Genomic DNA, 13,247 nt, shown 5'->3' with positions numbered 1-13,247 from the left:
TGAAATTTAGTTTTTTGTTTGGCCCTGTTTTAAAAAAGAAAGTATTCTTTTAAATTTCAAGAGCAGGAGAATGCGAACAGCATCCCTGTAAAAACCTTATTAGCGAGCTTATCGCCGCCGATTTTTACTTCGTGCTACGCACTCGTAACGAGACTTCGCTACGAGGACAGGGAAGTATTAACTGACCGCGCAAATCGTGCTATACGTTCGGCTACTCGCTCCCGCACAAAATCAGCATCGTGTTTTTTGCGAAGCAAAAAGATTTCCTTGAAACGCTGTTCGCGTCTGTGCTAGGTCGCTCCTGGAGTGAGCAGGGTTTTTGCTTCGCTTCGTTCGCAACTGCAAAGCAGAAGCGAAGCTGGTGTCAATACTTTACTATAATAGAGCCATAAAATTTTTTAGCTCTGTTTTTAAAAAGTGAATTCTAAATACTCTAGCGCAAGCGCTGAATTTAGCTGAAATTTACGGGGTCGATGTCGATATCCGTAAATTCGCTCGCGCAAAGATCCGCTGCCATCAAAAGCGGGACGTGAGAGCTGGCGCGCAGTAAAATTTCGTAGCGAAATTTCGATCCTAAGTATTCGATAGCGCATTTGCCGTATCCTACGACGCAAAGCTTTGTTTTTTGCTCTAAAATTTTGATCTTGGCGAGCGACTCGTTCATCGCGTTTTTCGCCGTAGCATCGTTTTTGTGAGAGATGACGATACGAAGTAGGCGCATAAACGGCGGGTAAAGCCCCTGCCTAAAAGGCATCTCGTCGCTTAAAAATTTATCGTAGTTTTCGATATAGCTTTCAAAAAATTCTCGCGTCCTACTTTGAACCAGCACGCGGCCGACGCCGTTTCTACCGGTCCTACCCGCCACTTGCATGGCCAGAGCCAAGGTCTTTTCGCGCGCCCTGAAGTCAGGGTAGTTCAAAAGCTCGTCCACACCCATTATCACGGCGAGCCCGACGCTGTGGTAGTCGTGGCCTTTGCTCAGCATCTGCGTGCCTACTAATATGTCGATCTTGCCGTCGTTAAATTCCTTGAGCGCTCGCACGAGCTTGTTTTGCGTCGTTATCTCGTCGCGGTCAAATTTTGCGATGCGTGCGTTTGCAAATTCGCCCTGAAGCTGCTCGAGAAGCTCGCTGGTGCCGATCTTTTTGGCTTCGATCATTTCGCTGCCGCATTTGTCGCAGGTTTTTGGCACGGGCATTTTATACTCGCAATATTGGCATTTTAAGACGTTTTGTTTTTTATAAAAGCTCATACCGACGCTACAAAACGGGCATTTTATCGTCTCGCCGCAGTTTTTGCAGACTAGGTATTTGAAATTTGCCCTTGTCGGCAGGCAGATGACTGCTTGCTTTTTGCTTGCCAGACAAAGCTCGATCTCGTGCTTTAGGCTTTGGCTAAGCCCGGTCTCGCTCTCGTCAAAGATGTATATCTTTTGGGATTTAAAAAACGTCCCCCTTAGGCGAAAGACGTCTTGTTTGTGAAAGCTCGTGAGGCTTGGCGTCGCACTTCCAAGCACCACGCCGATGTCAAATTTCGAGGACAAAAAGAGTGCCAGGTCTCTTGCGTTGTAATGCGGCCTAGAGCCCGTGTTTTTGTAGCTATCGTCGTGTTCCTCGTCGACTATGATCAGCTTTAGGCGCGTCAATGGCAAAAAGAGCGCCGAGCGCGCACCGGCTATTAGCAAGACCTTGCCGTTTGCGATATTTGCTAAAATTTCGCCCTTTTTTTTGGCGGTTATCTTTGAATGCCAGATCGCTACCGCCTCGCCAAAAAAGCCTTCCAAGCGCTTTTGCATCTGCGGCGTGAGTGAAATTTCAGGCATCAAAAATAGCGCTTGATCGCCGCTGTTTAAGACCTCTCGTATCTTACTTATATAAACCTCGCTTTTACCGCTTCCCGTGTCGCCAAAAAGCAGCCCCGTTTTGTGAGAATTTATAAAAGCAAGTGCGTTTTGCTGGGCTTCATTTAGCTGCGGGGCGGCTGTGAAATTCGCTGGATTTCGCTCTTTTTGCTCGCAAACGAGGCTCAAATCTTCAGGCTCGAAAAGCCCTAACGCCACGCCAAGCTCGCAGGTGTAGTAGTGCGCGATGAAATTTGCCATCTGGGCTTGTGCCGGAGTGAGCCTGATATCTAAAATTTCTAAAATTTCAAGTGTTTTGAAATTTGGCTTTTCGCACTCTTTTATCACGTAGCCGATCGCTTGCTTTTTGTTTAGCGGCACGCTGACGGCTCTAAAAATCTCGATCTTTTGGCTTGAATGATAGGTGAGGGGGGCTAAATTTAGCCCGTTAAAAGCGATCTCGTAATAAAACATACCTATTGCATTTTGTCGCACAGACTGCCGTCGGTGCAGTTAAATGCGCCGTTAGTAGGATCGTAGGTGAAATTTGCCGTTTCTCTGCCAAGAGTGAGCGTGTATGTGTTTCCGCCCGTTTTGTGCCAGCCGTTTTTGCCGGCTCCCGCGTCTCTTACGCCTAGGTTCGTGACTCCGACGAACAGGCTCGCGCCGTTATCTCCTAGGTTTGCGGGATAGCCCGGGTTTCCTGATAGCAAGCTGTCATTATACGCCAGTGAAATTCCGCTTTGAACGGCGATCATTTGGGCTCTTGCGTTTGCCAGACTCGCATCGTCTCTCGTAAAAAACAGCTTTGGCAGTGCGACTCCGGCTAAGATGCCCAGTATGACGATGACAAAAACCAGCTCTATCATCGTGAATGCGGCTTTTTTCATTATATTTTTCATTTTAAAGCTTTTTCGACGTCTTTTATGACGTTTTTTACTGCACGTTCGTTTGTGTGGCTTTCGTAGCATTTCTCGATGAAGGCGTTTAGAAGCTCCTTTGGCTCGATGAATTTACGTCCTCCCATAAATTTCTGCCAGTCACGCTCGAAAATTTCCGCAAAATCATCCTCTAAAGTGATAGTGTAGTCGCGAGATGAGATCGTAAGCGTGATTTGTTTCATTATTTTCCAAGCACTGCTTCGATTTTCTTAAGAACGTCGTCGGCTTCGCTATTTTTCTTGTCAAGGTCCTCTTCAAGGCGCATTATTTGGTTACTTTTGGCCTCATTTTGCGCTTTTAGCGTTACGATTTGATTGTGTAGCTCTTCGTTCGTTTTGCAAAGCTCTTCGTATTTTGCGATGAGGTCGTTTACCTTGCCTGTAAGGGTGCTTAAAACCGCGCTATCTTCTAACATTTTGATCCTTTAAATTTGGTAGTGAAGCCATATTTTAGCACGCACAGGCTAAATTCTTTTTAAAATTTCAAGGTTTGACAAAGGGGCGGCGTTTGATATAAAATTTAGCCATTAAATTTAAAGGTAAAATGTGAGTAAATTTGAAATTTCGTCTAAATTTAGCCCCAGCCCCGATCAGGCAAGGGCGATAGAAAATATCGTAAAAAGCATAAAAAGCGGCAACAAATATAACACCCTGCTTGGCGTCACGGGCAGCGGCAAGACCTTCACGATGGCAAACGTGATCCGTGAGCTAAACATGCCAACACTTATCATGACGCATAACAAATCCCTCGCCGCACAGCTTTATAGCGAGTTTAAGGGCTTTTTCCCGAGCAATCACGTGGAGTATTTCATCAGCTACTACGACTACTATCAGCCGGAGGCCTACATACCGCGCAGCGACCTATACATCGAAAAGGACAGCTCCGTAAATGAGGAGCTCGAGCGCATGCGACTAAGTGCGACGGCGAGCTTGCTTAGCTTTAACGACGTGATCTGCGTAGCCTCGGTGTCGGCAAACTACGGCTTAGGCAACCCGAGCGAATACCAAGGCATGGTCGCCTACCTAAACGTCGGCGAACGGCTAAATCAGCGAAATTTGCTTACAAAGCTCGTGGATATGGGCTACAAGCGAAACGACGCTTATTTTGACCGCGGCGACTTTCGCGTGAATGGCGACGTGGTCGATATTTATCCGGCGTATTACAACGACGAAGCCCTACGCATCGAGTTTTTTGGCGATGAAATCGAGGCGATGTATCATTTTGACGTGCTGGATAACAAAAAGCTAAAAGATGTCGGTAAATTTACGCTTTACGCCACGAGCCAGTTTATCGTGGGCGCGGATCGTCTAAAAGTCGCGATAAAGGACATCGAAAAGGAGCTGGACGAGCGACTGGTAGAATTTAACGCTATGGGCAAGCTAGTGGAGGCTCAGCGCCTAAAACAGCGCGTGGAATTTGATCTGGAAATGATGAGTAGCACGGGCATGTGTAAGGGTATCGAAAACTACGCGCGCCATCTCACGGGACAAAAGCCGGGCGAAACGCCCTATTCGATGTTTGATTATTTCGAGCTGCTTAATAGCGGCGAATACCTAGTCATCGTCGATGAGAGTCACGTTAGCTTGCCACAGTTTCGCGGCATGTATGCAGGTGATCGCAGCCGCAAGGAGGTGCTGGTTGAATACGGTTTTCGCCTGCCAAGCGCGCTTGATAACCGCCCGCTAAAATTTGATGAGTTTATAAACAAAAAGGCGAAATTTCTTTTTGTCTCGGCGACGCCAAACGAGCTTGAACTGAGGCTTTCAAAGGGGCATGTGTATGAGCAAATTTTGCGTCCGACAGGGCTACTTGATCCGCTCATCGAGATAAAAGACAGCGACAATCAGGTCGAAATTTTATTTGACGAGGCAAAAAAGGTCATCGAGCGAAACGAGCGCGTGCTGGTGACGGTGCTGACTAAGAAAATGGCGGAGGAGCTAAGTCGCTACTACACTGAGCTTGGCGTCAAGGTCAAATATATGCATTCCGATATCGACGCCATCGAGCGAAACGAGATCATCAGAGGGCTTCGCGGGGGCGACTTTGACATGCTCATCGGCATAAATTTACTACGCGAGGGGCTTGATATGCCAGAAGTCAGCCTCATAGCTATCATGGACGCTGACAAGGAGGGCTTTTTACGCTCCACGACGAGTCTCATACAAACGATGGGGCGGGCGGCCAGAAATGTCAATGGTCGCGTGCTGATGTTTGCCAAAAAGATCACAAAATCTATGCAAGAGGCGATGGATACGACAAATGCGCGCCGTAAGCTGCAAGATGAATACAACAAAGCCAACGGCATAACGCCGCGCTCAGCCAGCAGAAATATCGAAGAGAGCCTGCATATCGAGGATGAAGGCGAGACCTACCGTAAGGCGAAAAATTTAGAAAAAATTCCGACCACCGAACGCGCTAAAATCATAAAAGAGCTGCGAAAACAGATGCTCGAAGCCGCTGCGCAGCTAGAATTCGAAAAGGCTGCGGCGCTAAGGGATGAGATAGCCAAGATTAGGAAGTTGTGAATTAGTTAAAATTTACAGTAGGATGATGCTCTAGCGTTTTGCTGATGGATAAAAAGAAAAATAATAAATCATTGACACTTACTTCGCAAACCTTGTTCGCTCCGCAAAACGCCGAACATATAGCACGATTTACGCGGTCAGCTACCGCTTCCCTGTAAATCGGCGGCGATAGCGTCGCTTCACAAGGTTTGACTTCGCTTTAAAATCTAAAAACCAGTGAAATATTGTAACAGAGCCAAAGAAAATATAGCCAAAATTGAAGTGTAGTGGAGCGGCGCTGTCCGGCTAACGGCTATATCGATCTTTACCTAAAGTGTCGTATCGCAATATGTATATTCGAGTGTTTCCATATCTTTTTTCTTTAAATACGGAAACTGTTATTCTAGCCGTCCGCCAACCCGTCAACAGTAAATCCCATTTCTTTAAGCGCGGCAGCTTTTTCCCTTTGAGCCTCGATAATACCGCTTTTTAACCACGCCTCCTCTAAAATATAACTTTCAGGATAGCCGTCGTAATAACATCCTAAAAAGTTCGGAATATGTTCGTGCCTGTTAAAAATATGCTCTATCATACCAGCTTTTACCAAAGCGATAAAATGTTCTTTGCCGCATTCATATATTCCCGTCTTGCCTAAAAATTCTATGCTGCCGTAAAAACAATGCCGGATTAAAGTTTGCATAGTTTGCTCTTTCGGGAGCCTGCCATCGCTTGGTATCTTTGGGAGCAGGCGAAGGCAATACCTTTTCCCAAATACCGCGCTTTACAGGAAAGCTATTGCAAACGATATAGAGGCGATAGGGTGTTTTTTCTAAAACCTGCTCGCTTGGATTTTCCTCAAAGGGAGCGTAAATACCGTAACAATCTTTTCCGACGAGCCGTGCATAATATGTTTTATTGCTGCCTTCTATTTTATACACTGCACCTAATTCATATCTCGCCATAAAAATTCTCCTTAAAACCGAACGAACCTTATTTATTGTTTATATTTTCATAAAATTTTGCAGGACTACTGATTTTCTCATCGGGTCTAAATAATTGCCCAATCGCCCTACGAGCACTGCCAAATTCGATGATAAATTTCTAAATTTAGACGACTGACTTCCTATCAAGGTCGAAAATATCCGTTTCACGCTCCTCAAGCAGCGTTTCCAGCGCGTCAAGTCCAAATTTAGCTTTATACTCAAGCTCATTTTGCGCGATCGGCACGGCGAGCACAAATTAGACCGCTTCGCCGCCCGCTGTAAAGCCGTGCAGCTTATCCTCCCACAAATAAGGTTCGGTGAATAAAATGTGCTTCATCTCCTTGCTCGGGTGATACATCTGCACTAACGTATCAAAGGTATTTCCGCAAGCGCACTTCCAGCCGTCCTTTATCACGAAAAAGGCGCAGGTGCTTAGGATATTGGGCACGAAGTCAAATTCGCGCCGTCCGCTCATCAATATCTCATACCGCCTGCCATCTATTTCGCGCTCCGATAGCCCGATCGTGGAGTAAAACATCACTTCGGCGTCTGTGGGGTCGGGGCAGCTTAAAATGTCGATGCTGTTTTTGCCCTCGTCATCGCCGTATCCCACAACGCGCGTATCTATGCCAAGTATCGGCGCAAGCTTTTTAAAAAGCTCCTTTTGTCTGCTTGTCGGCGCCATATTTGCTCCTTTATTTTGTGATATCGCCCCAAGAGACGTAATAATTGAGAAAAACAAGCTCGCTGGCATAGCTTAAAGTATCATATCGGTGTCATATTTGCCGCCGTTTATGATCGACATTTTCTCATCGGTAGTTTTCATTTCTCACTCCGTATCCACCACGCCGTCAAATAAAAATTTATCGGCGTTTGCCTTGATATAGCTTAGCATTTTGGGATAAATTTCAAGCTTGTAAAATTCATCATTAAGCGCGTCTATTTTCTCCCACGCCTCGTCGCTTATGTTTTCCATCTCCACCCAGCGCGTCTTGCGATCAAGCGAGGAAAACACGCCGTAGCACTCTATGACGCGCTCTATCACACTGACCGCATCATCGCAATCCATCTGCTTCAAACCCTCCAAAGCATCTTTTAAAACGATGCCAGTCGAGTTGTCAAAAAACTGCTCGAAGCCGCCGTTGCTAACCTCCGCTATCAGCCACTCCGTAGTAAAGACGTATCGCTGCTCGCGCGAAAAAGGCTGCAATGTGCGCTCGTAAATCTCGTAACTATCATAAATATCGACACTGAACCAAAGTGGCTCTATCACGTCAAAATAGTTATCCTCGTTTAAATTTTCTATCGTCTTTTTCGTGATGACGATGTGTTTTTGCACCATTTTCGCTCCTTTTGTCGCATCTGTTTTCAAAATAAATTTTTAAGTAGCCCTTTTACCGCGTCTTTCGTACTGTTTGTGGAGTTGCTGTCACCGCCCAGCTTTTTGTCTAAAAATCTACCGATCTCCTTTTCCACTTTGCCTTTTAGATAGTTCGAGCTGACCGAGTATTTGGGGTCCCCAGCAGTGCCGGTGACATCGATCTTGGCGTCAGTTTTTTCATATCTGAAATCGATCGGGATATTTATAGCTGAATTTGCCGTGTTATAGGTGCCTTTTGTCACGTTTATATCGCTTCTTTGTGCACTCATTTTGGCTGCGAAATTTATCATATTTTTATCTATCGTGCCGTTTATCACGCCGTTTTTGTAAATTTCAGTCGTAATATCGCGCCCACTTAGCGTTTTTATGGTATTCGTGAAATTTGAAGCGACCAGCCTGCCTTCGTTGATATCGATGTTAAATTTTCCTTGCTGGGAGGCGATGTTATAGTCCAGCTTTCCGTCGCCCACTCCGTCATAGACATGGTCGATGCCCAGCATTTGGCTGAGTCCTTTAAATGTGAAATTTTGTAAAACAGCGTTTAGGTCGTTGTTTTTTAGCTTGGCGTCAAATTTGCCGTTCATCAAATTTTGCGAGGTTATCTCGGCGGTCAAATTTTCGCCTTGTTTGGCAGCCGTCACGTTTGCGTTTAAAGCGCCGTGTAGCTGTCTGCCGGTGGCAAAGGCGAGTTTTTTAAGATCGGGCACGTTCGCGTCAAATTTTACGTTTGCCGCGCTGCTACTCATGTCAAAATTTCCTTTTATATTTTTTAGATCGGCCAGGCTCGAGGCTAGTTCACCGGTGAAATTTGCCACACTTTGTGCGATCTTTATATCGGAATTTAGCTCAAATTTCGTGCCTGTTGGGAAGTCTTTACCAAAGATCTGGCTCATAGCTTTTTCATAAATTTCGCCACCGCTTAGCTTCACGCTCGCATCGCCGTTTAAATTTTTCGTATCAAGTGAGCTTAAATTTGCGCTAATATCGATGTTTGCGTTTGCTAACGGCTTTTGACCGACTAATGAGAACAGATCCTTTAGCATGCCGTTTTTAAGATTAGCATTTAGCTTTTCATCTTTTAGCTTTGCGCTGAGATTACCGCCAAGTGCCGTTCCGGCGATATTTAGCTCGCTTAGTTTGTCATTTACGGCTTTAACGTCGCCACTTAAATTTACCGCTCCATTTAGCTTTTGTCCCACTATGCTTTCTAGCTTGCCAAGATCGTCGATATTTACGTTAAAGTCGCTTTCAAGCGATTTTTTTCTTATATCGTAGATAGTTTTGTTTGCGCTGACAGTCGCGACGGACGAGACAAAAAGACTCTTTGCGGTCGCTGTGAGGCCGTCGATATCGGCCGTCGTCGCACCCTTAAAGGTAAAATTTTTAGGCAAGGTGACGTTGAAGTCCTTTGCTATCAAGGCGTCATTCGCGGCTCCGTCGTAGATCAAAATTTCAGCCGTTCCCTTAGGCTTGCCATTTTGTTCTTTGACATTTGCGACTATATCGACCTTGCCGCTTGCATAGGCTGGCTTTGCAAGTAGCGCCAAAGCCTCGTTTATATCTAAATTTTTGGCATTTAGCTCGATGGTCGTAGGATTTTGATCCTTTAAATTCGCTATGAAATTTATATTTGAGCCAAGCGCTTTGCCCGCGCCGTTTGCGTCAAAGTCGCTGAATTTACCCTTTATCTGACCGCTTAGATCGATAGGCTGACGTAAATTTAGGTTTGCCGATTTTAGATCGTTTGCGGTTATGTTATAGATAAGGTCTAAATTTTGCGTGAATATCGAGAGTCCACCGGAGATATTTGCCACGATCTCGCCATTTATCTTTGCGCTTATATCGACGCTCGTAAGACCGAGCTTAAATTTAGTGAATTCAAGTTTGACACCTTTTTCGAGAGCAATTTTTTGTGCGTAGGAGGCGATCATATCGTTACCAAAGCCGCTAAAAATGAACCCGGTGGCACAAATAGCCAGTATAAGCAGAACTCCGAGCGCGTAAGCTAAAATTTTCATATTGTCTCCTTTAAATTTAGTTTTATTTGTCATATAACTTGAGTATGATATACTAAAGTTTTTAATAAATTTTATATAAATTATTGACTTTTATATAAAAAGATGCTAATATTTCATCACTCAAAAATAAAGAGTGCTAAAAAATGAAAATCAAACCAAAAGGATGAACAATGAATTTTCAACCATTAGGCAAGCGCGTTCTAGTCGAGCGTGTGGAAGAGACAAAAACCACAGCATCAGGCATCATTATACCTGACAATGCAAAAGAAAAACCTTTAAGCGGCGAAGTAAAAGCAGTCGGCCCTGAGGTAGAGGGCGTAAAAACCGGCGATAAAGTCGTTTTTGCAAAATACGGCGGGACCGAGATAAATCTTGACGATAAAACATATCTTGTTTTAAACATTGACGATGTTTTGGGTGTGATAAAATAATTTAAATTTAAAAGGAAAAGACGATGGCAAAAGAAATTTTTTATTCAGACGACGCTAGAAATCGCCTATATGAGGGCGTAAGAAAGCTAAACGATGCAGTCAAAGTAACTATGGGGCCAAGAGGAAGGAACGTCCTGATCCAAAAAAGCTTTGGCGCTCCTAGTATAACAAAAGACGGTGTTAGCGTGGCAAAAGAAGTCGAGCTAAAAGATACTATCGAAAACATGGGCGCAAGCCTGGTCCGCGAAGTGGCAAGCAAGACTAACGATCAAGCCGGTGACGGCACTACGACTGCGACTGTTTTGGCTCATGCGATATTTAAAGAGGGGCTTAGAAACGTTACCGCAGGTGCAAATCCGATCGAAGTAAAACGCGGCATGGATAAAGAGGTCGCGGCGTTGATAGACGAGCTAAAAAATATCTCTAAGAAGGTCTCAGGCTCAAAAGAGATCGCGCAGATCGCTACTATCTCGGCAAATTCTGACGAGAGCATCGGTAAGCTGATAGCTGATGCGATGGAGAAAGTCGGTAAAGACGGCGTAATCACCGTAGAAGAGGCTAAATCTATCGAGGATGAGCTAAATGTTGTCGAGGGCATGCAGTTTGACCGCGGATATTTGAGTCCATATTTCATCACAAACGCCGAGAAAATGCAGGTCGAGCTAAGCAATCCATTTATATTGCTTTTTGATAAGAAGATCACAAATTTAAAAGACCTGCTCCCCGTACTAGAGCAAATTCAAAAGACCGGCAAACCGCTTTTGATAGTCGCTGAGGACATCGAGGGCGAGGCTCTTGCTACTTTGGTGGTAAATAAACTTCGCGGCGTGTTAAACATCTCTGCCGTTAAAGCTCCTGGTTTTGGCGACCGCAGAAAAGCTATGCTGGAAGATATAGCTATATTAACAGGTGGTGAAGTCATCAGCGAAGAGCTAGGCAGAACGCTAGAGAGCGCTACTTTAGAAGATCTCGGTCAAGCATCAAGCGTAGTGATCGATAAAGACAACACGACTATCGTAAACGGCGCGGGTGAAAAATCGGCAATTGATGCAAGGATCAATCAAATAAAAGCGCAAATCGCCGAAACTACGAGTGATTATGATAAAGAAAAGCTTCAAGAGCGTCTAGCAAAACTAAGTGGCGGCGTAGCTGTTATAAAAGTAGGTGCTGCGACAGAGACAGAAATGAAAGAGAAAAAAGACCGCGTAGATGACGCTCTAAGTGCGACTCGTGCAGCGGTAGAAGAGGGTATAGTCGTTGGCGGCGGTTCGGCGCTGATCCTTGCCTCAAAACGCGTAAAACTAGATCTAAGCGGTGACGAAGCGATAGGTGCCGAGATCGTCAGAAGGGCGTTACGCGCTCCACTTCGCCAAATCGCTGAAAACGCGGGATTTGACGCTGGTGTGGTAACAAATGCCGTAGAGGTGAGTAGCGATGTGAATTACGGATTTAACGCAGTTAGCGGCGAATATGTAAATATGTTTGAAGCTGGTATCATCGATCCGGTAAAAGTCGAGCGTGTAGCACTTCAAAATGCCGTATCTGTGGCAAGTTTACTATTAACGACAGAGGCTACCATCAGCGAACTAAAAGAAGACAAGCCAATGCCTGCAATGCCTGATATGGGCGGAATGGGTGGCATGGGTGGAATGATGTAATACGCCTAATCTAGCTCATCGCCCGGTGGGCTAGATTAAATTTTCTACAAAATTTTAAATTTACTCATTTTTAATACTTCTTTATGTATCATACACTTTATTTTTAGGACTTAAATCAATGAAATATGATGAAATTTTTAGAGAATATGATATACGTGGAATTTATGAAAAAGATCTGAACGAAACGAGCGTGAAGGCGATCGGTTTAGCGCTTGGTGAAAAAATGAAAGAGCGCGGCGTAAAGACACTAAGTATCGGCCATGATGCCAGACTAAGTGCCGGCGATCTTTTTAAATTTTTACTAAGCGGGTTAAATAAAGCTGGCGGGCTAAAGATTTACGATATAGGTCTACTGCCGACACCGGTCGGATATTTTAGCGTTTATGCCGATTATTTCGATGCAAACATAATGATAACTGGCTCTCATAATCCAAAAGAATACAATGGCTTTAAAATAACGATAAAAAAGGATAGTTTTTTTGGCCAAGATCTGCAGAAACTAAAATTTGATGTGAATGAAATAATCGCTAGCGAGGTAAAAATTTCAGATGATTTTAGTTGTGAAAAATTTGATATTTTAACACCTTACGTACAATTTTTTGTCAAAGAATTTAGCGAACTAAGAAATTTTAAGCAGCCTTTTATCATCGACTGTGCAAATGGCGCTATGGGCGTTAGCGTCGTGCCTATCATAAAGTCACTTGGACTAAACGCTAAAATTTTATACTCCGAGCCTGACGGGAATTTCCCAAATCACCACCCAGATCCTAGTGAAAAAGAAAATTTAAAAGATATTTTTGAATGCATAGAAAAAAAAGAGTGCAGTCTTGGTTTTGGCTTTGACGGAGACGGCGATAGGATCGCTGTGATCACCCCTAAGCGAAACATAAAAGGTGACGAGCTTGCATACTTGTATGCGCTAAATATGAAAAATCCGCGAGTACTGGGTGAGGTCAAATGCTCACAAAATATGTATGACGAGATCGCTAAGATCGGCGAGGTTTTCATGGGTAAAACTGGGCATAGCAATATAAAAAAGATGATGAAAGAGCTAAATGTCGATCTCGCCGCTGAAGTGAGCGGACATATATTTTTTAAGGAGCGATATTTTGGCTTTGATGATGCGCTTTATGCTATGATGCGTGTACTGGAGCTCGTGCATAAAGGCTTTAATCTAGACGGTGAGCTTGATAAAATGCCTCCGGTTTTTAGTACCGATGAGATAAAAATAAAAGTTAGTGAAGAAAATAAATTTAAGATAGTAGAAGAGCTAAAAAATCGCATAAAAAATGGCGAATGCGAGCTACCTAAAATTTTAAATATTATCGAGATAGACGGCATCAGGATACAGTTTGAAGATGGCTGGGCACTCGTGCGAGCCTCAAATACGACACCAGTGATCGTGACTAGGTTTGAGGCGAAGAGTGAGGAATTTTTAGTTCTAATTCAAAAAAATATTAATAATATTATAAAAAATTTAATCGGATAGTC

General features: G+C 44.3%; 11 protein-coding genes and 1 pseudogene. 4 read left to right on the top strand and 8 right to left on the bottom strand.

Features of this window, described 5'->3' with window-relative positions:
* Nucleotides 1–451: 451 nt before the first annotated feature.
* Genes CCVT_RS06025 through CCVT_RS06010 form a run of 4 tightly spaced genes read right to left on the bottom strand, consistent with a single transcriptional unit; the run spans nucleotide 452 to nucleotide 3,196 of the window.
* Nucleotides 452–2,314 carry a primosomal protein N' gene (locus CCVT_RS06025; protein ID WP_018136506.1) on the bottom strand — a complete coding sequence of 621 codons (1,863 nt, stop codon included), beginning with the start codon at nucleotides 2,312–2,314 and terminating at the stop codon, nucleotides 452–454.
* Between the two features lie 2 nt (nucleotides 2,315–2,316).
* Nucleotides 2,317–2,742: a type II secretion system protein gene (locus CCVT_RS06020; RefSeq protein ID WP_018136505.1), complete on the bottom strand. Its 426-nt coding sequence runs from the start codon at nucleotides 2,740–2,742 to the stop codon at nucleotides 2,317–2,319.
* Entirely contained in the window at nucleotides 2,739–2,963 is a 225-nt protein-coding gene (locus CCVT_RS06015) for a hypothetical protein (protein ID WP_009651364.1), read from the bottom strand. The genes CCVT_RS06020 and CCVT_RS06015 overlap by 4 nt, the downstream gene beginning before the upstream one ends.
* Entirely contained in the window at nucleotides 2,963–3,196 is a 234-nt protein-coding gene (locus CCVT_RS06010; protein ID WP_009651195.1) for a hypothetical protein, read from the bottom strand. Before CCVT_RS06010 ends, CCVT_RS06015 begins: the two co-directional genes overlap by 1 nt.
* 130 nt (nucleotides 3,197–3,326) lie before the next feature.
* Here CCVT_RS06010 and uvrB point away from each other — a divergent pair, with 130 nt between their 5' ends.
* Nucleotides 3,327–5,306: an excinuclease ABC subunit UvrB gene (gene uvrB / locus CCVT_RS06005; RefSeq protein ID WP_018136504.1), complete on the top strand. Its 1,980-nt coding sequence runs from the start codon at nucleotides 3,327–3,329 to the stop codon at nucleotides 5,304–5,306.
* Nucleotides 5,307–5,688: 382 nt separating this feature from the next.
* Here the strand turns inward: uvrB and CCVT_RS09955 are convergent, their stop codons facing one another.
* The 4 genes and pseudogenes from CCVT_RS09955 to CCVT_RS05985 form a co-directional block, all read right to left on the bottom strand.
* On the bottom strand, nucleotides 5,689–5,985 hold the full coding sequence (locus CCVT_RS09955) for a hypothetical protein (protein ID WP_227898154.1): 297 nt from the start codon (nucleotides 5,983–5,985) through the stop codon (nucleotides 5,689–5,691).
* Between the two features lie 407 nt (nucleotides 5,986–6,392).
* A pseudogene (locus CCVT_RS09950) lies at nucleotides 6,393–6,953 on the bottom strand (suppressor of fused domain protein).
* 144 nt (nucleotides 6,954–7,097) lie between these two features.
* Nucleotides 7,098–7,610 carry a DMP19 family protein gene (locus CCVT_RS05990; protein ID WP_018136501.1) on the bottom strand — a complete coding sequence of 171 codons (513 nt, stop codon included), beginning with the start codon at nucleotides 7,608–7,610 and terminating at the stop codon, nucleotides 7,098–7,100.
* Nucleotides 7,611–7,636: 26 nt separating this feature from the next.
* Entirely contained in the window at nucleotides 7,637–9,667 is a 2,031-nt protein-coding gene (locus CCVT_RS05985) for a hypothetical protein (RefSeq protein ID WP_018136500.1), read from the bottom strand.
* 170 nt (nucleotides 9,668–9,837) lie between these two features.
* Here CCVT_RS05985 and groES point away from each other — a divergent pair, with 170 nt between their 5' ends.
* From groES to CCVT_RS05970, 3 genes are all read left to right on the top strand, one after another.
* On the top strand, nucleotides 9,838–10,098 hold the full coding sequence (groES, locus tag CCVT_RS05980; protein ID WP_009651340.1) for a co-chaperone GroES: 261 nt from the start codon (nucleotides 9,838–9,840) through the stop codon (nucleotides 10,096–10,098).
* Between the two features lie 23 nt (nucleotides 10,099–10,121).
* Nucleotides 10,122–11,756, top strand: coding sequence for a chaperonin GroEL (groL, locus tag CCVT_RS05975; protein ID WP_018136499.1), 1,635 nt, complete (start codon nucleotides 10,122–10,124; stop codon nucleotides 11,754–11,756).
* Between the two features lie 118 nt (nucleotides 11,757–11,874).
* Entirely contained in the window at nucleotides 11,875–13,245 is a 1,371-nt protein-coding gene (locus tag CCVT_RS05970) for a phosphomannomutase/phosphoglucomutase (protein WP_018136498.1), read from the top strand.
* Nucleotides 13,246–13,247: the final 2 nt, after the last annotated feature.

It is taken from the genome of Campylobacter curvus, from assembly GCF_013372125.1.
GTDB classification, from domain to species: domain Bacteria; phylum Campylobacterota; class Campylobacteria; order Campylobacterales; family Campylobacteraceae; genus Campylobacter_A; species Campylobacter_A curvus.
The sequence above is the reverse complement of the archived record's forward strand: the minus strand, read 5'-3'. Positions and strand labels throughout refer to the sequence as shown.

What these genes read in the sequence shown, in the direction of transcription:
- groL (WP_018136499.1), top strand. Translation starts at nt 10,122, where the DNA reads ATGGCAAAAGAAATTTTTTATTCAGACGACGCTAGAAATCGCCTATAT.
- CCVT_RS06010 (WP_009651195.1), bottom strand. Translation starts at nt 3,196, where the DNA reads ATGTTAGAAGATAGCGCGGTTTTAAGCACCCTTACAGGCAAGGTAAAC.
- CCVT_RS06015 (WP_009651364.1), bottom strand. Translation starts at nt 2,963, where the DNA reads ATGAAACAAATCACGCTTACGATCTCATCTCGCGACTACACTATCACT.
- CCVT_RS09955 (WP_227898154.1), bottom strand. Translation starts at nt 5,985, where the DNA reads ATGCAAACTTTAATCCGGCATTGTTTTTACGGCAGCATAGAATTTTTA.
- CCVT_RS05985 (WP_018136500.1), bottom strand. Translation starts at nt 9,667, where the DNA reads ATGAAAATTTTAGCTTACGCGCTCGGAGTTCTGCTTATACTGGCTATT.
- CCVT_RS05990 (WP_018136501.1), bottom strand. Translation starts at nt 7,610, where the DNA reads ATGGTGCAAAAACACATCGTCATCACGAAAAAGACGATAGAAAATTTA.
- groES (WP_009651340.1), top strand. Translation starts at nt 9,838, where the DNA reads ATGAATTTTCAACCATTAGGCAAGCGCGTTCTAGTCGAGCGTGTGGAA.
- CCVT_RS06025 (WP_018136506.1), bottom strand. Translation starts at nt 2,314, where the DNA reads ATGTTTTATTACGAGATCGCTTTTAACGGGCTAAATTTAGCCCCCCTC.
- CCVT_RS05970 (WP_018136498.1), top strand. Translation starts at nt 11,875, where the DNA reads ATGAAATATGATGAAATTTTTAGAGAATATGATATACGTGGAATTTAT.
- CCVT_RS06020 (WP_018136505.1), bottom strand. Translation starts at nt 2,742, where the DNA reads ATGAAAAATATAATGAAAAAAGCCGCATTCACGATGATAGAGCTGGTT.